Here is a 23321-nt window from a genome sequence, read left to right as displayed (position 1 = left end):
ACCGATATACGGTCAGTGTCGTTTTTACTATTATGTCTATAAATACCTTACAGTTCCGAATACATTTCCCCATCCCAAGCTTCCTGATAGGTCGAATCAATGACTAATTCGCTTCGCCGCACCTTATCGAGCATCTTGGCACGAGCCACAGTAACAACATCATCACTGTGTTTACCGCCACGCCAAGCAAAGCGTGACTTACCAAGCGTATACCTGAGCATTACATAAACGCCGTTCAAGCTGTCATGCCCTGTTTGACGAAAGTCGAAACCGCCTCCGCCGTTATCTGCAAAAACCCCCTTCGGGTCGCCGGATCCGGTTTGGAAACCTATATCCATAGTAAGATGCGGCGTCAGGTTCATTTCGGCCCCTACTTTAAAACCGCGGGTTGCACGCTTTCCCGAAATAGTCCCGCCCAATCCGGGTCGCACTGCCGGGTGAGAGCTCCGCCAATAATACCCGTCTATATAGGCTCGCAACCAACGAGCATTTTTAAATGTACGGGCATACTCAAAATCGATACCGCCGAGAGCTCTGTCATAAGTCCTCGAATCATAACGGATAACACCGCCCGAGATTCCTCCGAGACTGCCGTCAGGATTCCTTAGCCGCAGATAATCTGCATAGTAATTGCCGCTAAAATTTCCCAGATATCCGTTCACCTTAATATCATTTTTCTTGCCGCCCAGACCCTGGTATACATTGATACGAAACTCATTATACCCTGTCACGTACTCCGCACCGGCACTCACACGATTATAGCCGCCCGAAAAGGCATGGTCATAGAAAGCATTGGCACCCCAGAAAGCGTTTTCATCCTTACTGAGATGACGATAGCCGACGCCTATATTGGCCGTCGTTCCGACAGACTCGACACGACCCGAAAAAACGGGATGTAAATACCCGTAACCGGTCCGAGGGTTCATAACCCAGCGACCTCCCGTTAAAGACACGGTTTTTATCTTTTCGCCGTTACGTCCCGCCCCGCCTTGTACAAAGACGACACTTTTCGAATTTTCATCATAGTGCGTCACCGGATGGAGAGTTTCCACATAAAACTTAGCGTTCACATCCGTCCCCGATGCATTATTCACGTGTGAGGAAAGATACGCAGGATGAGAGTTCTCTACATTAGGGGACCCTTCACCATAACCGGCCTGAGATTTATAGCTTTGTGCGCCTATGACGATATCCGTACGGTCCTGCCACGTAGAGCGAACGGCTTCTCGCCGTACTTCTTCTTGTGACATACTCTGTGCTGCCTGAACCTCCGCATCGGCGGCCAGAGCCGTAACAGTAGTTGCCCCGATCAAGCCGCCCAAGAGTAGATACTTTAGTGCAAAATGTTTTCTCAATTATTTACCTCATATTCTATAAATGATCTATAGGTGACAAATAGAAATATTCTATATCATACATAGACTCAACAACCATATCTTGACGCCGTACCTTGTCAAGCATCTTGGCCCGAGCCGTCGTGATAATATCATCACTGTGTTTCCCGCCCCAATAAGCAAAGCGTGAAGCTCCCAGGGTATATTTAACAACTCCATACATGCCCTTAGAAGCGTGATTGCCGCTATTATACCCTATATCCAGAGAAATATGAGGTGTCAGTTGTAATTCCGCACCGACTTTAAGTCCCTTATAGTGAGTATTTTTTCTCGATAAAAACAAGGGAACGGTCCAATGTCCGGGACGCCCGTAACGATATTCCTGTTCATGATTAAAACTACCGCCGCGCCAATAATACCCGTTAACATAAGCTCGTGCCCAGCGTGCATTTTTAAAGTCCCGTACATAGGCAATATCATAGCCGCCGAGAGCCTTATCCAAAGTATAGGTAGTATAGTTTTCTCCAGGAATTATGCCGTAATAGTTGCCGTCCGCCGCCCTCGGCGGAAGTCCTTCGGGATATAACCGCGCCGGAGGTGCCGTACCGCCGCGACCTTTAACGAGGCCTCCTTGCGACAGCCCTTTATAGGCATTGGCATATACGGTATTAAATCCGTTTACATATTCCCCCCCGGCACTGATACGATGATCCCCGCCGCTGAAAGCATGGTCATAAAAAGCATTTACACCTATATAGGCATGTTCATGTGCACTAAGTCTACGATACCCCACGCCGATCGAGGCCGTGTTCCCCAACGTTTTCGACGAGTCCTCATCGACGTTTATGGCTTTAAAGGACAGTCCGACAGGTGTGGTTACCTTTTCGGGAAGAAAATAGCCTCGCAGACCGTAAGATCTGATTTTTTCACCGCTACGACCGATGCGCCCCTGTACAAATACAACACTTTTGGCATTTTCATCATAGTGAGTGATCGGTTGCAAGGTTTCTACATAGGCCTTCGTCAAATTCCCGTAATCCTTTTTTTGACGATAGAACTGATTGTGGTCATCTGTAGGAAAAAGGCTTTCATGTCCTTCAGATGAGCTTCCCGTCTGGACCCCTACCGCTATATCCGTACGATCCCGCCACGTAGAATGAACGGCTTGTGCTCGAGTTTCACGCGGAGCCGCAGCTGCTATACCTGATTGTACATCGGCATCAACAGCCCTCGCCGTAATGGTTCCCGTACAAAGCAAGGTACCCAGGATCAAGCCATTTAATAGTAACGATCTATTCATTAATAATAACTCCCGTCTTTTTGAAATTTATGCGAATAACAGCTTTTATTATCAATTCCATTATAGAATTACGTCAAAATATAGTCAATATAGATACAAATTACCGGTTGCCGATATATATTAAGAACTGCATTGTATGTATAGGAATATACTTCATAAGCTAAACAGGGGACTGTAAGAGGTACACATAACGAATGTACAGCTCTTACAATCCCTTTTATCCATAAAAATACCGAGACGGTACGTTAGAGAACGTTTCCTTCTCGGTATAAAGGTGCACATAAGTCCACCCCGTAAAGTCTTATTCCGCTGCCGTATTATTTACGACTTGCTTGCCCTTATAGAAACCGCAAGTAGGGCATACGTGATGAGGCATAACTGCTTCATGACACTGCGGGCATTCTACAAATCCCGGAGCCGTCAATTTCCAGTTAGCGCGACGACGTTTCTGGCGTGTTTGGGACAATCTGTTCTTCGGTACTGCCATTATCTGCACCTCCTTAAAATCTTGATACGAATGTCAGTACTTACGACTTTAACCAATCGCTAAGCACTGCTAATCTCGGGTCTATCCTGTCGGTAGGACAACTGCAAGCACCTTCATTGAGGTTTGCCCCGCATTGAGGGCAAAGGCCTGCACAATCAGGCCGACACAAGACCTTCATAGGCTCGCTCAGGATCAAGAGCTCTCTAATCGTCTCCGTCAAATCGATGTACTCTCCGTTATACGGATTGACATCTTCGGGAAGCTGTGCTTCCGTACCATAGACTTCAGACAGTGCTGCATCGCGTTCCGCTTCAACAGGCGCCAGGCAAGACGCACACTCGTATATACCGCGAGTATGAATGACACCTTCAACAATCAGATGACTCCCGTCGAACCAATATTCTCCTTCTACAGAGATATCGTTATCTTTCCACGGCATGTCATCTATATCGCCCAGTTTTGAAGCAGGTTGTACAAAAGAAAAGGAAGAATGCTTCCCTTCCTCTTTACGTGCATTTTCGACTTGAATCCTCATCTTCTCTACCTCGACTATATTATTATAGCGACGGCCCTATTCTTTGTCAAATAGATTCACAGGCCGTCCCTTCTTCACCTATAAATTCACGCAATATCGATTTTTTCGGCACGACTTCAACAGAAAGCGGCAGGAAGTGTGTCAACACCTCGCAAAGTCGTCGTGCTTCCAAATAGTACGAGCTGTCTCGGCCTACGGTAGCCAGTAATGCCTCGGCCTGAGGCTTCATAACAGCCCACTCATAAAGTAAGGACGTATCGAAGAGAGCATCCGCATCTTGTCTATACGGATAAATATTTATGTCTTCTCCTCGTCGTACCCCGTCCCATGCTTCCAATGTCACTTCCGGATTTCTCCCGCGTGTACGGTTATCTCGAATCAGCCTTCTAATGATACGTGTATCCGATGTTGATATGCGGTTCAGCTCATCTACAGGTAACTGCGTCCAAACCCCTACGGAAACTTTGTATTGCCTTTCTCTCGACACATATCGAACGAGTTTATCATTCAAAGCGTGCAGACCTTCGACGATCAATATACCGTCTCGAGAAAGGGTTGTCTTTTTCGTGTCGTAATAACGTTTACCCGTAATGAAGTCAAAATGCGGCAGACATACGCTCTCACCTTGCAATAAACGTTCCGCTTGACTGTTGAATAAATCGACATCTACGGCTTGTAAGGATTCAAAATCATACGAACCGTCCTCATTTTTCGGCGTATCTTCCCTATTTACAAAGTAATCATCCAGCGACAGGGACAATAAGTTCACATCTTTTTCATAGAGGCATGCGGCCAGCCTTTTTCCGAAGGTCGTCTTTCCGGACGATGTCGGTCCGGCAATCAAAACCGTGCGGACGATAGGCAGCCTGTTTCTTATACTATTCGCCAAGCTTTCAAAGCGCACGGATACATTCGCCTCGCACTTGTCAATTAATGTTTGAACGGAGCCGTCACGTATATGGCGATTCAAGTCGGATACAAACCGGCAATCCAGCTTACGATAAAATTTTCTTACATCCGTAAAAAGAGAAACCATGCCCGGCACGTCTTCAACCGGGGCAAGCTCCGTAGGACAGTATATCTGAGGTATTTCCAAAACAAACCCTTTTCCCCGGGCTCGCACCTTAACGGCACGTATATATCCGGCATGGGGTACTAATGGTCCGTCAAAGAACTTAGAGATGCTTCCGCACTTATATAAGGTTCCCGAGTCCCTCACCTGCACGACAAGCATCGGTTCTTTTCGTTCCACAAATTCATTCATCTTTTTCTGAATGCGCTCGATAAGCTCTTCCGTCATCTCGGGAGTACCGTGAATAATCCCGTATAATCCCTTACTTAAAGGATAGAACACGTCAACTTCTCCGCCCTTACAAACTTCATCTGTAGCAGCCGCTAAAAGCATCAAACACGAACGAACCAAAATTTTATTGCCCGTCGGCGTTGCGGCATATACGGGCAAGGCATCCGGCTCCTTGCCCGTCGCTTCACGCAGGCTGATAAAGCGACTGCCGCAATAAAGGCCGACAATTTCATTTTCTTCACTTCGAACCATTTTTCTCCTCCAGTCTCCTGTTAAACGCTTACTTTTATTTCGTGATATAATAAGATATTATTCTATTGATATGAGTATATGCGAAAGAAGGACTCCTATGAAACCACGCGATGCCGTTTTATTTGACATACGTACAATCGCGGCCTTATTGGCACTGATTTTTTCTCTTGCCGCCCTTATCTCTTCTTATCATTATATTTATAAAAACACTCCTGATTATGCGTTTAATCGAATTATAACATCAGCCGATGCGAAAGATAAGTCCGCTTTTTTCAAAGCCGTCAACGATAAGGCCTTGGCCTTTTCCATATATGATAATGCGGCTCAAAGACGGGACGGAAACACTGTCTCTGCCATTTTAAAAGTTACGGGGCTGTCGAGCCGCGAGTCTTTTGCCGAAGACCTTCATACCTTACTGTCTGACGGCATTGACGGAAATGTACCGGCAAACTCGGACAGCCTAAAGTCTGATGATTTGAAGGATACATTGCGTAACTTCGGCTTCATAATTCCCGTTACCGGCTGGCACTATGACTCACATGATTTCAGCAATGCCGTCGACGATTCAACAGCCTTGTTAACCGTATACTGGTATAACGATACGTTACAGGCCTCCATCCCCTGTACCCTTATCATGAAACGAATAAACGGGACTTGGACGGTTGCGGATTTAGATGACAGCACAGCTTTTTTATCATGCATCCACGACGCTTCCACGAACGCCTTGGCCCTCTCCAACGATGATGTGAGCAAACGCATGGAAAGGTACGTGCATATTGAAAACATACAGTCATCTCTGGTAACAGATGACAATGACAATACTTTTTTACGTCTCGATTACACCCCCGTATACCCGCAGGGAACCTCCGACATAGAATCGATTGTCTGTGACTTCACATTAAAACGTACACAAGATGACGCCGTTTTATATACGACCCGCCTGCACGTACCGCTTTATAAAGGCGGCACGTCTCTCACAGCCCGTTTCCCTTTAAACGGTTTAATCCCGTCTCAAAAAACACTAAGAGATCTCCCGTCTTTAGATAATACATCCACTGTCCTTCAACCTGTATCCATTCAATTGAAAAACGGGACGGTTCTTTCTTTAAAAGATACCCTTTAAATTTCAGGAGTGTTTTTGATGACTGCTTTTCTTACAGCCTTTCTCATGGTTTTTCTCGCCGAACTGGGTGATAAAACACAGCTTCTCGTCATGGCCTTTGCCGCCAAGTATCGTTGGCAAACGGTTATGTTGGCGGTCCTCATCGCTACTGTCGCCAATCATCTCGTCGCCATTATCATCGGTATTTATGTCAATACGGTAATCAACATGGATTACATTCATTTAGCAGCAGCGGCAACCTTCTTTATTTTCGGTATAGGCACGCTCATCAGTAATGACAGGGAAGAAAAATTGAAAGATAAAAGGATGCTTATCAATCCCTTTTGGACTGTCGCTGTTGCCTTCTTTCTAGCTGAAACGGGAGACAAAACTCAATTAGCAACCATTGCCATGGCTGCTCGCTTCGGCGAATGGCTTCCGCTATTAATCGGTACGACAGCAGGCATGATTGCCGCCGACGGACTGGGCGTACTGGCCGGCACGGTCATTAACCGCTATGTGTCACAAAAACGAATTCAGATGTTCTCGGCCATTTTCTTCCTTATTTGCGGATTCACGGAACTGATTGTCGTTTTTCACGTCTTCGACAATTTCTAAGCCTGGTCTTTAACGGAAAATTTCTGAAAAAATCCGGCTGCTATTTGGGGAACATTAAATAAAAAACGTAACTGAAAGAATTCCCTTTCAGTTACGTTTTTTATTTATATCAGGCAGAACCGATTTTCTGCAAAACTACTTCTCATTCATCTTTTTAACAAGCATAGCGACAGTTTCCTGAAGTTGCTTATTTTGTGCTTCCAATATATCTACCCGTTGTTCAAGTGCATTATATGATGCGGGCGAAATTTTTTGTGATGTATTTTCTTCTCCCAATTTATAGGATACGCCGATATTGGCCATAATATGTTCACTAAAGGTAGCTCCGGCTGTAAAAAGCAGGTTTTCTCTCTTATAATACCCTATTCCCAATGCCAGTGCATTGGCATTTTTGTAATGTCCATAGCCGCCCATCACCTGAAGTCTATTGTCCGGGTCGAACTGTAAGGGATGCAATGCAGCCAACGCCGCAGCTCTCGCGGATCCTTTATCGGCTTCTTTCCCGAGACCGGCAATATGGCTATACAAATTATCTATTTGCCGATTAGCCCCGTAGAGTTGAGACCCGTTGACAGCATCCGTAGAATTTTCACTGACACGACCTGCCGCTACATGCGTAATCGTGCGCTCTTGTCCCGAAGCCCCTACGGAAACAGTGGAAACAGGCACTTTACCGGCATAGCTGACCGTAGTCCCGTCACTGTAGGTATAGTCGGGAGTGCCGACTACATCACTACTTTCAGCTGTCGAATTGTTGCCCAAGACGACCCCGTTTTCCAGAGATGTCGTTACGTTATTCCCTACGACAAAGGTATTATTCGCACTGACACGATTATTATTACCTACACTGTATGAATCGTCTCCCGCAACGGTAGACACATTATAAGTACCTACCCCGAAGGCGCCTGAACGATTTCCCTCTATCTTATTATAAGCACCGACAGCGGCATTATCATCCCCGTTCAGTATAATTCCATGGCCCATACCGTAGTTAAAGTTACCGGTTACATTAGAATTCGATCCGATTAATACCGTATTATTTCCCGTACTCCCGCCGGCCTGACCGGCACCGAGCCATACATTTTTATTCCCGGTAGCATTAGCTCCCGCAAAAGAACCGATAGCAATCGTATCGGACAGGGTAGACTTAAACCCTGCGGCGAAATTTCCCAAAAAATTATAATCGCCCTTACCTTCTACAAAGGCCTTAGCACCCAGAGCTACGTTACCGCCACCATTCGACCCGTTTAACGACAATCGCCCTACGGCAATATTATTTCCCCTTGCATTTGGGTCCCCCGTATGTGCGTAAGGATTGCTGTTTGCAGCACCGGTCTGACCGCCCAGGTATACATTATCCGAGTTCGTAAAAGAGGCGCCTTGTAAGCCGATATTATAAGCTGCACCACCGCTCGATACGATGGGTGTATCTGCCCCTTGTGCCGGACAGGATGCTGCTACGGCAAAGACGGCCAATACTGCCGATAATTGCATTTTTGTCATATGATTCATAGTTATTCATCTCCAGTTATATAAAGTAGGTGTTTGATACCTCTTCCTCTATGATTATACATTCTTTTTAAGAATTTGTTAATATTCTGTATATAAATGTAATCAAAATATATGTTTTTTATATATTCCGTTCTCCATATGTCTAACCTGCATATAAAAAAACGGTGAACAAGCATGCAATTATAGCATTCTTGTTCACCGAGCAAGCTACAATATCGATTTCTTCTTACCCTTCAATAATTTCAATAACCTTCGGCTTAGACTTTTCGCTTTTTGACAGAGAGCGATCAAAATACTTGACACCACCCAACCCGATGCAAAAGGCTACAATAGCGCCGACAACTTCCGAACGTACAGCATCTGTTCCGAAAGAACCGCTGACAAAATAACCGATAATCGCACCGGCAGCTGCTAATAATAAGGGCATAACAAAACAAATAAAAGCACCGACTACAATATTCGTGTCGTGAAACTCGAATTTTACATGCTGCCCTTCTTTGGCGTTAACCTTATTAACCGCCGTTACTACAATATCTTTAGCACCTTCACAAGCACCGCAGGCGATGCAATCTGAATGACGCCCTACTTTTACTTCTGCCGATCCGTCCGCAAATACGGATACGACCGTACCTTCTTCAACCTTCATATCAATCACTCCTTTAAGAGATTCTCTCTTGTTTGCAGTATACCACTGAGAGGCTTATTAATCAACACCTTTTAGGTGGCGATTAGCTTGCCATAAAACCCGTGGGACTTTAACTCAGCACCACGGGTTAACATATCAGTCAAAATCTTTAGCTGTAACCTTGACTTCCCACTTCTTTTTAACTTGTTTATACGTAACCGTTCCCACAAAGGAATGTAAATCCCGAACCCAAGTAAAATCACGTTCATTAATATGTCCGTCATCCAAATCCTTGGCAATAGAGAAAATAAACGTATCTCTCGGTGTCAGCACGTACCCTACAGACAGTCCCTTTTGATCGGGATTTTCGATACTGTCGAAACGATAGGGGGTAGTCCCGCTAATATTGTGCCGCTTATACCAAAACGTCGTCCATAAACGATCCGTTACGTTTTGTTTAAGGATAATTCCCCAATAGGGATCCTTGCGGACATTATCGCCGATTTCATACCAGTCCTTGCGATAACCTGCATAGCCTCGGATTTCCGCTCCCTTCCACAAATCAATAGGGTCATGTGTAATTTCCGCGCGCATCCCCTTGTGGGTTCCCTTACCTACATCACTTTCCTGCCACTTACCGTATTCAGCACTGCCGAAAGCATATATACCTGAATTCCCGAAGTAGAGTCGCGGCGTATAATAGTGAAACTCCGGCCACTTGGTAACCCAAATATGGTCGTCATTATCGTTGTCATTGGAGCTCACTTCTTTTGAATAACCGAATGTAAAGGTGCCTGCCTTCGTATTTTTCTCCAAGGTCAGAGAGGGTTTAAATCCGCTCTTCACGGACACGGCATACCGTGCCTTAACGGCTAAGCTGCCGTCTTTACTAAGCGGGAATTCGGCTTTCCCTTTTAAACCCAGACCGTCATCACTATTATATGACGGTTTGGGAAGAAGCGAGAATATCCACTGTCGACTGCCAGACTCTTTGGCAAGAGACGATTCGTAATGTCCATACGTTAAGACGAGGACATGTTTAAACCACAACTTCGTATTTTCAGCTGTCACACGCTTACCCGGATAAATACGAATATCATCGGCTGTCAAATAATAGTCCGGAGTCTTAGCTACGGCGTGAGGAGTCGTAATTAAACCGTGTTTGATATAAACGGACCCGTCCGCCATTTTTGCGCTTTGCCCGCGGAAATAAAGGGCCGATGAATCGCTCGATGTATATCCGGCTACAGTCGCCACCGTGGCCGAATTATCCTTCGTATTATAAACGCCTCCGTCTGCCGTAATAACCTGGTCATCATTAATATAGATGGTCGGTCCTTTTGTTTCATATGTACCGGTCTTCATGTTCCCTTCCATATAGGAAGTATGCAGTTCACTCGTACCGCGTTGTACATCCACATTGCCGCGACTTTGTACGTATCCGTCCGAATTCCGCACATACACGGAATCGGAGGACACCTTAGCCGGCATAGGCAACGTATCAAATTTGGCCATTGCCGCATCTAAGTCGACAGCAGACGCGGTCTGAACCGGGGTATGTAATTTTTCCGTTACAGCCGTTTCCCCTGCGGCATATGATGCAATTCCCACAGGAAGTACAAAGGCCAATACCGTTGCGGTCAGTCGTTTATTCATTCGTGTCACCTTTATATAACCTACTGTTCTGTAGGCGTAATGGTAATAATCGTTTCATCGTTCGCATCGTCAAGGTCTACGGGGCGAACATCTGAATTGGCTGCCGTTGTCGTAACTTCCGGTTCAGCCGCTTTTGCAGGTGCCGGCGTTTCCGTTTTTTCGGGCACTGCCGCTTGTTCCGGCTTTTGTACAGCACTCGGCTTTTCAACCTGGGGCGATGCCGGTGATTCCGTTACGGTTGTCGCCGGTTCATTAGTGCCGGAAACGACAACACCGCTAGCCGCCATGTCTGCCGTTTCCATCGTATTCGGACCGCCTTCGGATTTAAAACCTACAACATCCGCATCATGCTTCGTTTCAGCATACATTGTCGAGCCGGCGGGAATGTCTACATTATTGCCCTTAACGAACAAGCCGCCGACCAAGCCGACAGGTCCGAGAATAATGGCTCCGGCGGCGGAAGCCCCGACAGCACCGGCGGTACGCTTGTATTGTTCCTTAGTTTTTTCACCGACAACAAGCTGTACGGGCGAACCGTCAGAAGCATGGACGGAATCATATTCAATTTCTATCTTGCCGTCTCTACCGAAGCGTCCGGCTTTACGTGCTTTGCTCACCGTCCCTTCGGCTTCCATGCCGCGAGGAATGGCGATGACATCACCGACTTTAATATCTTCGGCAACGGAGAAACGAAGGCGATCACCTTCGGTCAAGTCCTTGGAGTTAATAGGATCTTCATTAGTCATTTCCACAACTGTCCCGGCAGGAATCGTTACCACCTGAGACACGAATTTTCTCTTGCCCAACATGGCGGAACGAAGAGCCGCCACGCGGCTACGTAGGGACCCTGTGCCGACCTTACCGCTGATACCTTCTTCCAACTCTCCTACGCGAGTCGTCAAGGCATCGTTTGTAACCGTACCGGAATATTGGCGCTGCATCATGTTGACTGCTGCCACCATGGACAGATCCGAGCCCGTATTTCCGTACACCTCTTTATATAATTCATCTGTTTTCGAATCAACACTGCCCGAAACGGAGTCAGAACCGTTGAGAACTTTATCGAGAGCGGCAATACGAGTATTCAGTGCACCTGTCTGAGTCGTACCGTATACGGTCGTTTCCACCTTTTCCGCTTTTTCAAGAATCGTATAGTCTGCAGCTCCGACAGTTGCAACTCCGCATAATGCGACAACCGCCAACAGTGCCGATATTTTCTTATTCCACACCATAGTCATTCCTCCTGATTCTATTGCCGTAGGCAATGACATACCATTTCGATAATCAGTTAATATTATAGTAAATAGGTCGGTAAAAATCAACAAGAACGGCTTATTTGCGTCATTACGGATATGAATCTATAATGTAATCAAAACTTAACAGCGAGGTGTTTTTTATGCTGACAGAAGCAATGATTCGCAAGCAAGTTTCAGAAGCTGCCAAAAAGGCTCGACAGACAACGCCCTTGGCAGGTTCCATCACCAATTTCGTAACAGTCGACTTTGTCGCCAATGCGCAATTAGCCGTAGGCGGTTCGGCAGCTATGGTTTACTTACCTGACGAAGCACGCTCGTTAGTACGGCTCGGTTCTTCTTTCTACATCAACGTAGGAACCCTCTTGCCCGTTTATGCCGAATCGGTACCGGCTGCTATGGATGAAGCGGCGGCTACCGACAAGCCCTGGGTTCTCGACCCTGTGGCCCTCGGCATCGGAACCCTGCGTACCGAATTGTTACAACACGCACGCAGTTGCCACCCTGCAGTCATTCGCGGTAACGCCTCGGAAATCATTGCTCTCGCCGACCTTTGGAAATTGTCTCACGGCGGTGGTGCAGGGGTCCGCGGTGTCGATGCTACGGATACGGTCGAAGCGGCCGAAACAGCGGCTATAGCTTTGGCCCGATATACCAAAGGTGCCGTCGCCGTTTCAGGCAAAAAAGACTTGATTACGGACGGCACTCACGTTCTCACGGCAGAAGGAGGTTCTCCTTTAATGGAAAAAGTCACCGGTTGCGGTTGTTCTTTAGGCGGAGTCATTGCCGTATACGCAGCCGTCACAGATCCTTTTACAGCCGCTTGTTGCGGCACCTTTGCTTATAATCTGGCCGGTGAATCAGCTTCTTCCGTAGCCGACGGCCCGGCCTCTTTTAAATCGGCCTTTATCGATAATTTATACACTTTAACAGATAAACTTGATACAGCGAAATTTTCACTGACGGAGGTATAACGATGAATACATTAATAGCTCTTTGTATTGCTCCTTGCGGCACGGGGGATGAATATGCGGCCGATGTGGCGGAAATCGTTGACATCATTCGTCGCTCAGGTTTAAAAAGCCGTACGAACTCCATGTTTACGGAGATTGAAGGCGAATGGGACGAAGTCATGTCCGTTGTTAAAAAAGCTACCTTTCATTTCGCCGAAAGGGGAATTCGCACAGAAGTTATTATGAAAGCCGACATTCGTCCCGGCCACACAAACATGATGACACGAAAGGTCGCTGCCGTAGAAGATATTTTAAAGAAATAACCTCGGTACTCAGCTTGACAGAGAAACCGCTCCCAGTGTATACTAAATCAGTCAGCGTATGTGGAGTGGTACTCAAGAGGCTGAAGAGGACGGTTTGCTAAATCGTTAGGGGTCGTAAGGCTTGCGAGAGTTCGAATCTCTCCCACTCCGCCACATGAAATAAGGGATATTGCCGAGGCAATATCCCTTATTTGTTTCAGAACGAGTCGTTTATTTTGTCGTAAACGGCTCGGTCTTTTGTCTATATGTATACACTTTCTCCGACTTCTACATCATGGTCAGCTTCCATAAGTACCTGTCCAACTCTTACAATAAATAAAAGAAGCACCTCTAACGAGGCACTTCTTCACATAACACGACTTGATTTTTTTCATCCGTTTCTTCAAGTTGAACGGACACGGCTTCTCGCAAAGCCGTAGGAACATTTTTCCCTACATAGTCGGCCCTAATAGGAAGTTCTCTATGTCCGCGATCTATCAAAACGGCCAGTTCTATAAACTTCGGACGGCCCGCCTCCATGACGGCATTTAAAGCCGAGCGCACAGTTCTGCCGGTAAATAAAACGTCATCGACTAAGACTATCGTCTTGTCGTCGGCATTAAAAGCAGTCTTACCCTTGTCGACGCGACGAATATCCGTTCGTTTTCGATCGTCACGATAAGCGGATATATCCAAGTCGTAAACGGGAACGACGACTTCCTCTATGGATTCCAATTCACGAGCCAATCTTTGCGCCAAGGGAACACCGCGGGTATGAATCCCGACGAGAATCATCTGTTCCAACCCTTTGTTACGCTCGATAATTTCGTGGGCAATACGCCGTATGGCTCGTTCTATAGCTTTTTCATCCAATAACAAGGTCTTGTATCGCAACATTACACACCTCCGCCGTCAACAGCTTGTACGACAGCCTTAAAATCATTGGGCCAAGGGGCTTCGAAATGCATGGCTTGCTTCGTAATAGGATGCACTAAATCAAGAGCACAGGAATGAAGCGCCTGCCCTTCAATGGGAAAGGCGTCTCTTTTATACCCGTACAGAGGATCATTTACTACGGGATGCCCGATATAAGCCATATGCACGCGAATCTGATGAGTCCGTCCTGTCTCCAAACGACACTGTACCAACGTATAGTTACCGAACCGCTCCAATACAGTAAAATGTGTAATCGCATCTTTGCCGTCCTTCATATTGACGGCCATTTTAACGCGGTCCTTAGGATGTCGTCCCAAGGGTGCATCAATACGCCCCTTTGCTTCCACAATATTGCCGTGAACGAGAGCCACATAGGTGCGTCGTGCCGTATGGCTCTTAATCTGTTCCGCCAGGCTTTTATGTGCCGCATCGGTTTTAGCCGCTACCATAAGCCCCGATGTATCTTTGTCCAGTCGATGAACAATGCCGGGACGAATAACCCCGTTAATCCCCGACAACTCGCCGCCGCAATGCCATAAAAGTGCATTTACAAGGGTCCCGTTCGGATTTCCCGCCGCCGGATGGACAACCATACCTCGTGCCTTATTAACAATAATAATATCCTTATCTTCATATACAATATCTAAAGGGATATTTTCAGCCTCAACCGTAAGGTCTTCAGCCTCATCCTTTTCAATGACGATTTCGTCGCCTTCCGCCACGCGGTAGTTGGCTTTCAGGATGCGGTTACGCATGGAAACCTTCCCGTTCTTTATGAGATTCCCCGCATACGAACGAGATATATCCAAAGCCCTTGCTACATATATATCAACCCGTATTCCCGTATCTTTATCAGTTACGACAGAGGTTATAACTTCCATTTCAACCGCCTTACTCCGAACCGTGGGTCCAGCAATAAATGAGTAATAAAAAGACACCTGCTACAATGGCCATATCGGCAATATTAAATACGGGCCATACCCGAAAATCGAAAAAATCCGTTACGGCTCCGAATAAACATCTATCAACTGCATTACCGAAGGCACCGCCTAACAATAGCCCCGTACCGACAGTGACAACCGGCACTTTCGGCAAGTATTTACGAAATACAAAATACAGAAGGAAGAGCCCTATGGCAACGGCAATAAACAGCCATTGTTTGTGTTCCAGAAAGCCAAAGGCCGCTCCCTTATTCAAAATATAAGTTATATGAAAAAATCCCGGTATAACCGGAACAGATTGATTCAATATCATGGAATGGGATATTGCATATTTTCCGATTTGGTCTGCCGCTACGACAAGGCAGGCAATGATAAAAACAGACACAGTTATCTCCTTCCTCGACTTACCGGCACAGTCGACCGGAATGCCTTTATCCTATCACAGACACCGTTAAAAAACAACGAAGACACACAAAAAACCGCTATGCATGACACATAGCGGTTTATATGTATATAGCCTATTATTCAGCAGCGATAGCGCCTGTAGGACAAACGGATTCGCAAGCACCGCAATCGATGCAAGCATCGCCTACAACATACTTCGTTTCGCCTTCAGTAATAGCGCCGGTCGGGCAAGTTGCTTCACAAGCACCGCATTTTACGCATTCATCGGAAACTACATGCATGGTATTCACCTCCGCAAAAAATATCACTCGAGGGTTCTCATGTCCCTTTCGCTGACATAATTATTACACGTTTCTCCCTCCTTGTCAATTATCAAAATAGCCAAAATACCGCATGGTTAACCCGTTTTATTCTTGATAATCTATGTCAGTAACCATAAAAAAAGAGTATATTTCTCGTCTGTTTTTTTTTATTTCATGCGTTCATAGTTGTCCAAAAAATAAGTTTTTATGCTGTTCATAAAATTTTCCACCCTTTTTGTGTTCTTTTTAAAACTATTTGTCAACAATTCTCAGTATTTTCCTCTTTAAACCGCTTGTGTCTTTTCGGCATAAAAAAAAATTTATATTTCGTTCTTATTGAAAGGGGTAGAAAGGATGTTAAAATAGTATATACCTGATTTAAAGGAGGGTTATATTTTGCAAACCTATTCACCTGTAACAGCCGAATTTATTGAAGAGCTGAAACAAATAACCGGCCCGTCATATGTTAAGACTGACGCCGACTTACTCATCGCCTATCAAACGGACTATGAATCGGATCCTAAGCTGTTTCATATGCCCGAAGCAGCCGTTGCTCCCGCATCGGCTGAAGAAATTTCACAAATTCTCAAATTGGCCAACCGCTACAAAGTTCCCGTCACGGTCCGTTCGGGAGGTACCAGTCTTGCAGACGGTGCTATTCCTGTCTGCGGCGGCCTCGTCCTTTTAATGGAACGGCTGAATAAAATTTTGGAACTTAATGAAGAAGGCATGTACATGACTGTCGAGGCGGGTGTGCGTACCATTGATTTACAAAATCGTGCCAAATCAGCCGGTTTTCTGTATGCCGGCGATCCGTCCAGTTCGGAAAGCAGTCTTATCGGCGGCAATCTGGCAACGAATGCCGGCGGTCTAAAAGCCGTTCGTTACGGCGTTACACGCCATCAAGTCTACGCCCTTGAAGTCGTTACACCGACAGGCGAAATCGTCGAAGTAGGCGGCATCTTGAAAAAATGCTCTACAGGCTACTGTCTGGAACAATTAATTATCGGCAGCGAAGGAACTCTCGGTGTTATTACGAAAGTTACAGTGAAGCTCACGCCTTTGCCGCCGTATCGTTTTGACGTCTTGGCCGTCTATGACTCGCCTACTCCGGCTCTGCACATGGTACCGCAGTTGATTAAAGCCGGCATTGAGCCTACGAGTATTGAATATATGGATAACTCATATGTTCGCGGCTGTGCCGATTATTGCGGATATGAAAATATGCCCGGTTATGAAAAAGGCGTATATGTCATCATAACGGTTGAAACGTATGACGCAGACGATGCGGATAAAAAGATGGAACAAGTAGCCGACATTTGCGAACAATCGGGTGCCGTTGATGTTCTTGAAGCGGACGATCGCATTTGGAACATGCGACGTAATTGCCAGACTTCTGTCGAGTTGATCAGCAAAGTCTTTTTGACGGATGACGTAGTTGTCCCTGTTCACCGCATTGCCGATACAATTGAAAAAATCATGGACATCGGGAATGCATATCCTTTTGAAGTAAAGATCAATGCTCATATCGGTGACGGGAATCTTCATATAGTCTTATGCAAGACGGACATGTCTGATGAAGTGTGGGAAAAATCGGTCGAAGCCTTCCACAACGAAGTCTATGCCTATGCATATTCCGTCGGAGGCCGCCTGGCCGGTGAACACGGCATCGGTGCCAAAAAATTACGCTATATGGAAAAGTTTACGCCTGAAGGAGAAAAACACCTGATGCGAACGATAAAAAACGCACTGGATCCTAATAATATTCTTAACCCGGGAAAGATTTTAAACTTTCATGAATAAGAGATTTAATCCCCATTTTTATACTGTACTTTTTTAGTGGAAATAAATCGTTGACAGATTTATTTCCACGATGTTATAATACGGAACATCAATTATATATGTGATTTCATCAAGAGCAATTGAGGGATACGGCCCGATGACATTGCGGCAACCCCCGTTAGGGAAGGTGCCAAGTCCGACGGCTTATGCCGGCAGATGAACGGAAAAAGATAAGAAAAGCCGTCATCTGAATGACGGCTTTTTTGTATGAACTTCCACATCATAAGCTTTTAATGAAAGGATGTTATATTATGAAAATTTCCCTGAAAAAAGGCCTCACTTTGGCCCTCATCGTAGCAACTGCCGCGTTTATTACCGGTTGCGGCGGCAATAATTCTGCCGGCGGCGATAACAAAGAAATTAAAATTGGCGTAACTGCCGGTCCGCATGCGGAAGTTATGGATGAAGTCGCTAAAGAAGCGGCTAAGCAGGGCATTACGGTTAAAGTCGTCGAATTTAACGACTATGTACAACCCAATACGGCATTGGCTCAAAAAGATTTGGATATGAACTCCTTCCAACATCAGCCCTACTTGGACAATGTCGTCAAAAAACAAGGTCTCGATTTAAAGTCCATCGGCAAAACGATTATTCTTCCCATGGGTGTTTTCTCGCACAAGTATAAATCACTTGATCAGGTAGCCGACGGTTCTACGGTAGCCATCCCTAATGACCCTACGAACGGAGCCAGAGCCCTGTTACTGTTGCAACAAGCTAAGTTAATTACGTTAAAAGACGGCAAGACCGTCGATGCAACAGTTGCAGACATTGTCAGCAATCCGAAAAATCTGAAGATTACGGAACTCGATGCGGCTCAAATCGCTCGTTCTCTCGATGATATGGACTTAGCTTGCGTAAACACGAACTACGCTATTCCGGCCGGCTTGAATCCGCAAAAGGATGCTCTTGTTGTTGAAGATAAGAGTTCGCCTTACGCTAATGTCATTGCCGTTCGTGCCGACGACGTAAATAATGAAACATATAAAAAGTTGGTAGAAATTTATCAATCCGAACCGATTCGCAAGTTTATTGAAGAGCACTTCCAAGGCTCCATCCTACCGGCATTTTAAATATCGACAAAAAAATCCCTGCCTAAAGGCAGGGATTTTTTTGTCTGTAAAAGGGCCTTTATTTTACCAAAGCATCAACTTTACTCTGTGCCGTTTCATGCTCGTAATTCCACGGATCTTTTCTGATAAATCCGTCCGAAAAAGGAACAAAAATGGACACAATAGCGGAAATAGCCAAAAGATAGAGAAACCAAGTGTACGGCAAGACTTCAAGAGGCGATACGGCACCGGCTGTAAAGCCCGTAACAATGAGCATCTGTGCCCCGTACGGAATGAGTCCCTGAAAAATAGACGAAAACGTACTGAGCAAGGCCGCCGAACGACGCGGATCTACTTTAAAGCGATAGCAAAGTTTCTTTGCCATTTCCCCGTTAATAATAATCGAAACCGTATTATTAGCCAAGGCAATGTCCGTAACGGAAACAAGCCCGGAAATACCGATTTGCGCTGACTTACTGCCCGTAATAAATTTTTCCACTGAATGAAGCAGGAAAGCAATGCCTCCCGCCCTACTCACCATAGCGGCCAAGCCGCCGGTCAGAAGCGACAAGAGGAAGATATCGAACATTCCCGAAAAACCCTTATAAATAGCCTGCATAAAGGACAGGAAGGTTAAATCACCGTAAGACATACCGATGATGCCTGCCAAAACCGTACCGCCGACTAAGACAAGAAATACGTCTACGCCTGCAACGGCCGTAACAAGCACGACTATGTACGGCAAAATTTTGATCAGGCTGTACGGATGTTCTCCCGAGCTTACAGCCCCGTCAGATCCGCCGAAGATAACAAGAAGTACAAAGGTAATCACGGCCGGCACAATGGTCAACCAAAGATTTAACTTAAATTTATCCTTCATTTCACAGCCTTGCGTACGCGTAGACGCAATGGTCGTATCCGAAATGATAGACAAGTTATCTCCGAGCATAGCCCCGCCGATAAGACAACCGAGAACCAGTCCCAAAGGGGTGCCGGACTTTTCGGCAATAGCTACGGCAATAGGACCTACAGCCGCACAACAGCCTACAGATGTACCGGTTGCCGTAGAAATGAAAGCCGAAATAAGAAATACACCGGCCGCCAAATACTGAGGAGGAATATACGTCAGCCCCAAGTTAACCGTAGAATCTATACCGCCCATAGCCTTGCATACTACGGCAAAACCTCCGGCTAACAGGAAAATCATACACATAATTAAAATATCGGGATTTCCGCAACCTTCTATGAAAGTATTAAACTTATCACTAAATTTTCCTTTCAATAAGGCAAATGCTACGATAATACCGATGATAGAGGCCAACGGTGCAGGAAATTGATAAAAGGGCATTTCCACACCTTGCATTTGTAAAATGATCCCGGCCCCCAAGTACACGCCTACAAATACAATAAAAGGGAATAACGCTGTCCCGTTCGGCTTTATCTCGGCATCTTTTTGTTCGGTCTGAACAGCCGCTTCTTTTCTTACTTCATCCTGATTTCCGTCCACCGACCAACACTCTCCTTTGCAATAAGTAAGGTAATATACAACACACTTTAATCTTTGTACATCCTATCACATACATATATTTGAGTGTAATATTAAAAAGTTTGGTATATTCATAGATATTTAATATATATAGTTTCCGCACGTTTTTATAAAAGGCGATAACCTCCCGGTCATCGCCTTTTATATTTTACTACCTTCTTATTTCACTTTATCCAATGCCTGTTTTAAATCGTTAATAATATCTTGAGCATCTTCCAAGCCTACGGACAGTCGAACCAAGCCTTCACTGATACCGGCAGCTTTCAACTCTTCCGCCGTATACGGAGAATGAGTCATCGTAGCCGCGTGTTCAATTAACGTTTCCGCATCGCCTAAAGATACGGCCAATTTGCAAAGTCTGACACTGTCCATAACCGTACCGCCCGCTTTTTTACCGCCTTTAAGTTCGAAAGAAATCATACCGCCGGGCAGACTCATTTGTTTCTTTGCCAAATCAAATTGAGGGAAACTCTTAAGCCCCGGATAAGCAACGGACTCTACAGCCGGATGAGTTTCCAGGAATGCCGCTACCTCCATGGCATTTGAGCAATGTTTTTCCATACGCAATGCCAGGGTCTTCATGCCGCGAGCAATCAAAAAAGCATCAAAAGGACTCAAAACGGCTCCTGTCATATCCTTAATACCAAAGAGACGAACCTGGGCTATGAATTCGGCAGAACCGCAAACAAAGCCGGCAATAACGTCACCGTGACCGTTCAGATACTTTGTCGCCGAGTGAACAACTACATCCGCTCCCAATGTAAGCGGTTTCGTAATGTAAGGTGTGCAGAAGGTATTATCTACAACGACCAGGCAACCGTCCACTTCATGTGCAATGTCGGATACGGCCTTAATATCTACGATTTTTAAGGTCGGATTGGCAGGAGTCTCAATATAAACCATTTTTGTGTTCGGTTTCATTGCCTTTTTAACAGCCTCTAAATCGTTCATATCTACAAAAGTTACGTCCACGTCCGCCCGGGGCATACCGTGATTTAAGAGTGCAAAGGTACACCCGTATAAAGTATCGCTGGCTACTACATGATCGCCATGTTGCAAAATAGTCCAGAAGGTAGCTGAAATAGCCCCCATTCCCGATGCCGTGGACATGCAGGCTTCCGCTTCTTCGAGAAGTGCGACTTTTTCTTCTACAACCGTGTTCGTCGGATTTCCGAGACGACTGTAAATATACCCTTCTTCTTCAAGAGCAAATCGCTTTCCGCCCTGTTCCGCCGAGTCGAAAATAAACGTTGATGTTTGATAAATAGGTGCCGTTAATGCTCCAAACGTATTTTTCGAAGAACCTCCATGAATAGATTGTGTAGCAAACCCCATTTTTTGTAACTCTGTTCTGTCCATAATCTTCCTCCTTATTTATAGAAAAATAATATATTATAATAGGCTTTTTATGATTTTTTCTTATATTTTTTGCTATTCTCAGTATATCAACATATAATTTAAACGAATAATATTGTTGCGTAAAACGATTGCATAGAAAAAAACTATGACGGAGGGCGGCATGACCTTACAACAATTGCGGTATATAGTTGAAATTTCAAAAAGCGGTTCCATTACCGCCGCAGCCAAAAAACTCTTTATCGCTCAACCCAGCCTGAGCAAGGTTGTTAAAGATTTGGAAGAAGAGTTTCACATTACCATTTTAAAACGCAGTCGCCATGGCATTTCTTTTACCACCGAAGGGCTTGAGTTTCTTCAGTTTGCTCACCATATTTTAGAGGCATCGGATGCCATGGAAGACTATTTCCGCAAAGAGAGACTTGACGAAGAGTTGCGACTATCCGTATCTTCTCACCATTATCTTTTTGCCGTCGACGGCCTGATTAACTTACTTACAAATATTCCTGAAGAAATCCCCTATACCATTCGTCTCCGTGAAGGTCGCACGTCTGAAATCATTCGTGATGTCCTTGTTTCACGCAGCCAAATCGGCATTATCTACATTACCAAAAGAACGGAACAATTTATGTCCCGTCTCCTTACGAAAAATAACCTCGAATTTATCCCCCTGCACGAATTTACGCCCCATGTTTATGTCAGTAGCGATCATCCTCTTGCAGGTTTTTCCGAAGTGACTACGATACAACTTACGGACTACCCTCATGTATGCTATGATCAGGGCAGTGAACCGAAGCAACTGTCGGAAGAGTTCGTCATTCCGAACAGTATATCGAAGCAAACAGTTTATGTATCCGATCGTTCATCCATGCTCAGCATCATTGCCAATACAGAAGCCTATAACATCGGCACAGGCTGTCTCTTGCCGTCTGTTGTCGGCTCTGAAGTCGTATCCGTTCCCATTGCGGATATTTCCGCAACTATGCGAGTCGGCTGGATTAAACAAAAAAACCTGCCCTTAACCCCTGAACTGGCAAAATATCTCCATTATATACAGGTAGCTCTCAACAAGGCGGTTGCCGACACCCACCTTCCTACGACAGCTTCCGCATACAATACCTATGTACAATAAACTTTTAAAACTCTAAAATTCTATTTTCTACAAGCGAAAAACCGGCAGATATAATCTGCCGGTTTTTTCATTTCAAAGATTTTACAAACTTTGCTTACGTCTTTAAGAGGCTGTCATCAGCTTGGCTTCAGCCGTAACAGCCACGGTTCCGTTTTCCTTTATAACGCATCCTTTTGTTACAAACAACCGTCCTCGCCGAGAAACGATGTGAGATTCAATACGAACTTTCTCTCCGATTTTCACGGAATCCTTGAAGCGGAGGTGCAGGTCCGCCGTATACGCCGGTTTTCCCGTCAAAACGAAAACGTGATTTCCCATAACTTCATCGATGAGCGTGGATACCAACCCCCCATGCATTCGATCATCATAACTTTGATGCTCCGGCTTCGGAACAAAGTCGGCATACGAATCACTTTCATTTACATACATATCCAATTTTAATCCTATGGGATTATCCTTACCGCAGCCGAAACACCGTGTGTATTCTTTCTTTTCCAATTCCGCACCTCCTCGAGTTTGTTCTTCATTATACCATAGGTTTACTCATACAAATGAAGAATACAATTTAAATTACCGCTAC

At 45.4% G+C, this 23321-nt stretch carries 23 protein-coding genes, 1 tRNA gene and 1 riboswitch; of the genes, 8 read left to right on the top strand and 16 right to left on the bottom strand.

All coding sequences use genetic code 11. From position 1 onward, the window contains the following. Window positions 1–47 precede the first annotated feature (47 nt). The 5 genes from HMPREF9429_RS04190 to HMPREF9429_RS04170 all read right to left on the bottom strand — a co-directional run bounded on the left by HMPREF9429_RS04190 (window position 48) and on the right by HMPREF9429_RS04170 (window position 5211). Complete coding sequence (locus tag HMPREF9429_RS04190) at window positions 48–1355, bottom strand: inverse autotransporter beta domain-containing protein (protein ID WP_006941900.1); 1308 nt, start codon at window positions 1353–1355, stop codon at window positions 48–50. A gap of 16 nt (window positions 1356–1371) precedes the next feature. Next, on the bottom strand, window positions 1372–2634 hold the full coding sequence (locus tag HMPREF9429_RS04185; RefSeq protein ID WP_006941899.1) for an inverse autotransporter beta domain-containing protein: 1263 nt from the start codon (window positions 2632–2634) through the stop codon (window positions 1372–1374). Window positions 2635–2935: 301 nt separating this feature from the next. Then, a complete protein-coding gene (gene rpmF / locus HMPREF9429_RS04180; protein ID WP_006941898.1) occupies window positions 2936–3121 on the bottom strand; it encodes a 50S ribosomal protein L32 in 186 nt (61 codons plus the stop codon). A 40-nt stretch (window positions 3122–3161) separates the two neighbouring features. Then, window positions 3162–3656, bottom strand: coding sequence for a YceD family protein (locus HMPREF9429_RS04175; RefSeq protein ID WP_006941897.1), 495 nt, complete (start codon window positions 3654–3656; stop codon window positions 3162–3164). A 46-nt stretch (window positions 3657–3702) separates the two neighbouring features. Next, window positions 3703–5211, bottom strand: a complete 1509-nt coding sequence (locus HMPREF9429_RS04170; protein WP_006941896.1) for a uridine kinase family protein — start codon at window positions 5209–5211, stop codon at window positions 3703–3705. A 97-nt stretch (window positions 5212–5308) separates the two neighbouring features. Between HMPREF9429_RS04170 and HMPREF9429_RS04165 the strand changes: the two genes are divergently transcribed. Both HMPREF9429_RS04165 and HMPREF9429_RS04160 read left to right on the top strand, forming a co-directional pair. Next, window positions 5309–6334 carry a hypothetical protein gene (locus tag HMPREF9429_RS04165; protein WP_006941895.1) on the top strand — a complete coding sequence of 342 codons (1026 nt, stop codon included), beginning with the start codon at window positions 5309–5311 and terminating at the stop codon, window positions 6332–6334. A gap of 18 nt (window positions 6335–6352) precedes the next feature. Further along, window positions 6353–6931: a TMEM165/GDT1 family protein gene (locus HMPREF9429_RS04160; RefSeq protein ID WP_006941894.1), complete on the top strand. Its 579-nt coding sequence runs from the start codon at window positions 6353–6355 to the stop codon at window positions 6929–6931. 135 nt (window positions 6932–7066) lie between these two features. Here the strand turns inward: HMPREF9429_RS04160 and HMPREF9429_RS04155 are convergent, their stop codons facing one another. From HMPREF9429_RS04155 to HMPREF9429_RS04140, 4 genes are all read right to left on the bottom strand, one after another. Beyond that, the gene (locus HMPREF9429_RS04155; protein WP_407080988.1) at window positions 7067–8425 is read right to left on the bottom strand and encodes a YadA-like family protein; all 1359 of its coding nucleotides are present in this window, start codon (window positions 8423–8425) and stop codon (window positions 7067–7069) included. A 244-nt stretch (window positions 8426–8669) separates the two neighbouring features. Further along, the gene (locus HMPREF9429_RS04150) at window positions 8670–9089 is read right to left on the bottom strand and encodes a SoxR reducing system RseC family protein (protein WP_006941892.1); all 420 of its coding nucleotides are present in this window, start codon (window positions 9087–9089) and stop codon (window positions 8670–8672) included. Window positions 9090–9224: 135 nt separating this feature from the next. Then, window positions 9225–10724 carry an LPS-assembly protein LptD gene (locus tag HMPREF9429_RS04145; protein WP_006941891.1) on the bottom strand — a complete coding sequence of 500 codons (1500 nt, stop codon included), beginning with the start codon at window positions 10722–10724 and terminating at the stop codon, window positions 9225–9227. A gap of 20 nt (window positions 10725–10744) precedes the next feature. Continuing rightward, window positions 10745–11956 (bottom strand): hypothetical protein, encoded by a 1212-nt coding sequence (locus HMPREF9429_RS04140; RefSeq protein WP_232216645.1) that lies wholly within the window; start codon window positions 11954–11956, stop codon window positions 10745–10747. Between the two features lie 164 nt (window positions 11957–12120). On the opposite strand from HMPREF9429_RS04140, the gene thiM reads away from it, so the two are divergent. The 3 genes from thiM (at window position 12121) to HMPREF9429_RS04125 (ending at window position 13406) form a co-directional block, all read left to right on the top strand. Beyond that, on the top strand, window positions 12121–12951 hold the full coding sequence (gene thiM, locus HMPREF9429_RS04135; protein WP_006941889.1) for a hydroxyethylthiazole kinase: 831 nt from the start codon (window positions 12121–12123) through the stop codon (window positions 12949–12951). Between the two features lie 2 nt (window positions 12952–12953). Then, window positions 12954–13253 carry an MTH1187 family thiamine-binding protein gene (locus tag HMPREF9429_RS04130; protein ID WP_006941888.1) on the top strand — a complete coding sequence of 100 codons (300 nt, stop codon included), beginning with the start codon at window positions 12954–12956 and terminating at the stop codon, window positions 13251–13253. A 62-nt stretch (window positions 13254–13315) separates the two neighbouring features. Continuing rightward, window positions 13316–13406, top strand: a tRNA-Ser gene (locus tag HMPREF9429_RS04125). Window positions 13407–13583: 177 nt separating this feature from the next. Here the strand turns inward: HMPREF9429_RS04125 and pyrR are convergent. The 4 genes from pyrR to HMPREF9429_RS04105 form a co-directional block, all read right to left on the bottom strand. Further along, a complete protein-coding gene (gene pyrR, locus HMPREF9429_RS04120) occupies window positions 13584–14129 on the bottom strand; it encodes a bifunctional pyr operon transcriptional regulator/uracil phosphoribosyltransferase PyrR (RefSeq protein WP_006941887.1) in 546 nt (181 codons plus the stop codon). Further along, on the bottom strand, window positions 14129–15049 hold the full coding sequence (locus HMPREF9429_RS04115) for an RluA family pseudouridine synthase (RefSeq protein WP_006941886.1): 921 nt from the start codon (window positions 15047–15049) through the stop codon (window positions 14129–14131). Before HMPREF9429_RS04115 ends, pyrR begins: the two co-directional genes overlap by 1 nt. 10 nt (window positions 15050–15059) lie before the next feature. Beyond that, complete coding sequence (lspA, locus tag HMPREF9429_RS04110; RefSeq protein ID WP_006941885.1) at window positions 15060–15494, bottom strand: signal peptidase II; 435 nt, start codon at window positions 15492–15494, stop codon at window positions 15060–15062. Between the two features lie 136 nt (window positions 15495–15630). Then, a complete protein-coding gene (locus HMPREF9429_RS04105; protein ID WP_006941884.1) occupies window positions 15631–15795 on the bottom strand; it encodes a DUF362 domain-containing protein in 165 nt (54 codons plus the stop codon). A gap of 417 nt (window positions 15796–16212) precedes the next feature. Between HMPREF9429_RS04105 and HMPREF9429_RS04100 the strand changes: the two genes are divergently transcribed. Next, window positions 16213–17619 (top strand): FAD-binding oxidoreductase, encoded by a 1407-nt coding sequence (locus tag HMPREF9429_RS04100; RefSeq protein ID WP_006941883.1) that lies wholly within the window; start codon window positions 16213–16215, stop codon window positions 17617–17619. Between the two features lie 103 nt (window positions 17620–17722). Further along, a riboswitch (SAM riboswitch) is annotated at window positions 17723–17821 on the top strand. Between the two features lie 88 nt (window positions 17822–17909). Beyond that, window positions 17910–18728: a MetQ/NlpA family ABC transporter substrate-binding protein gene (locus HMPREF9429_RS04095; protein WP_040773772.1), complete on the top strand. Its 819-nt coding sequence runs from the start codon at window positions 17910–17912 to the stop codon at window positions 18726–18728. 58 nt (window positions 18729–18786) lie between these two features. Here the strand turns inward: HMPREF9429_RS04095 and HMPREF9429_RS04090 are convergent, their stop codons facing one another. Then, window positions 18787–20214 carry a Na+/H+ antiporter NhaC family protein gene (locus HMPREF9429_RS04090; protein ID WP_006941881.1) on the bottom strand — a complete coding sequence of 476 codons (1428 nt, stop codon included), beginning with the start codon at window positions 20212–20214 and terminating at the stop codon, window positions 18787–18789. Window positions 20215–20412: 198 nt separating this feature from the next. Further along, on the bottom strand, window positions 20413–21612 hold the full coding sequence (gene megL, locus HMPREF9429_RS04085) for a methionine gamma-lyase (RefSeq protein WP_006941880.1): 1200 nt from the start codon (window positions 21610–21612) through the stop codon (window positions 20413–20415). 160 nt (window positions 21613–21772) lie between these two features. Between megL and HMPREF9429_RS04080 the strand changes: the two genes are divergently transcribed. Next, a complete protein-coding gene (locus HMPREF9429_RS04080; RefSeq protein WP_040773769.1) occupies window positions 21773–22741 on the top strand; it encodes a LysR family transcriptional regulator in 969 nt (322 codons plus the stop codon). 102 nt (window positions 22742–22843) lie between these two features. On the opposite strand, the gene HMPREF9429_RS04075 is transcribed toward HMPREF9429_RS04080, so the two are convergent. Further along, window positions 22844–23239, bottom strand: a complete 396-nt coding sequence (locus tag HMPREF9429_RS04075; protein WP_006941878.1) for a PaaI family thioesterase — start codon at window positions 23237–23239, stop codon at window positions 22844–22846. Between the last annotated feature and the right edge of the window lie 82 nt (window positions 23240–23321).

The sequence above is a fragment of the Megasphaera micronuciformis F0359 genome (assembly GCF_000165735.1).
Lineage (GTDB): Bacteria > Bacillota > Negativicutes > Veillonellales > Megasphaeraceae > Megasphaera > Megasphaera micronuciformis.
This window is presented reverse-complemented; position numbering and strand designations above follow the sequence as displayed.

What these genes read in the sequence shown, in the direction of transcription:
- HMPREF9429_RS04185 (WP_006941899.1), bottom strand. Translation starts at nt 2,634, where the DNA reads ATGAATAGATCGTTACTATTAAATGGCTTGATCCTGGGTACCTTGCTT.
- rpmF (WP_006941898.1), bottom strand. Translation starts at nt 3,121, where the DNA reads ATGGCAGTACCGAAGAACAGATTGTCCCAAACACGCCAGAAACGTCGT.
- HMPREF9429_RS04175 (WP_006941897.1), bottom strand. Translation starts at nt 3,656, where the DNA reads ATGAGGATTCAAGTCGAAAATGCACGTAAAGAGGAAGGGAAGCATTCT.
- HMPREF9429_RS04170 (WP_006941896.1), bottom strand. Translation starts at nt 5,211, where the DNA reads ATGGTTCGAAGTGAAGAAAATGAAATTGTCGGCCTTTATTGCGGCAGT.
- HMPREF9429_RS04165 (WP_006941895.1), top strand. Translation starts at nt 5,309, where the DNA reads ATGAAACCACGCGATGCCGTTTTATTTGACATACGTACAATCGCGGCC.
- HMPREF9429_RS04160 (WP_006941894.1), top strand. Translation starts at nt 6,353, where the DNA reads ATGACTGCTTTTCTTACAGCCTTTCTCATGGTTTTTCTCGCCGAACTG.
- HMPREF9429_RS04155 (WP_407080988.1), bottom strand. Translation starts at nt 8,425, where the DNA reads ATGCAATTATCGGCAGTATTGGCCGTCTTTGCCGTAGCAGCATCCTGT.
- HMPREF9429_RS04150 (WP_006941892.1), bottom strand. Translation starts at nt 9,089, where the DNA reads ATGAAGGTTGAAGAAGGTACGGTCGTATCCGTATTTGCGGACGGATCG.
- HMPREF9429_RS04145 (WP_006941891.1), bottom strand. Translation starts at nt 10,724, where the DNA reads ATGAATAAACGACTGACCGCAACGGTATTGGCCTTTGTACTTCCTGTG.
- HMPREF9429_RS04140 (WP_232216645.1), bottom strand. Translation starts at nt 11,956, where the DNA reads ATGGTGTGGAATAAGAAAATATCGGCACTGTTGGCGGTTGTCGCATTA.
- thiM (WP_006941889.1), top strand. Translation starts at nt 12,121, where the DNA reads ATGCTGACAGAAGCAATGATTCGCAAGCAAGTTTCAGAAGCTGCCAAA.
- HMPREF9429_RS04130 (WP_006941888.1), top strand. Translation starts at nt 12,954, where the DNA reads ATGAATACATTAATAGCTCTTTGTATTGCTCCTTGCGGCACGGGGGAT.
- pyrR (WP_006941887.1), bottom strand. Translation starts at nt 14,129, where the DNA reads ATGTTGCGATACAAGACCTTGTTATTGGATGAAAAAGCTATAGAACGA.
- HMPREF9429_RS04115 (WP_006941886.1), bottom strand. Translation starts at nt 15,049, where the DNA reads ATGGAAGTTATAACCTCTGTCGTAACTGATAAAGATACGGGAATACGG.
- HMPREF9429_RS04105 (WP_006941884.1), bottom strand. Translation starts at nt 15,795, where the DNA reads ATGCATGTAGTTTCCGATGAATGCGTAAAATGCGGTGCTTGTGAAGCA.
- HMPREF9429_RS04095 (WP_040773772.1), top strand. Translation starts at nt 17,910, where the DNA reads ATGAAAATTTCCCTGAAAAAAGGCCTCACTTTGGCCCTCATCGTAGCA.
- megL (WP_006941880.1), bottom strand. Translation starts at nt 21,612, where the DNA reads ATGGACAGAACAGAGTTACAAAAAATGGGGTTTGCTACACAATCTATT.
- HMPREF9429_RS04080 (WP_040773769.1), top strand. Translation starts at nt 21,773, where the DNA reads ATGACCTTACAACAATTGCGGTATATAGTTGAAATTTCAAAAAGCGGT.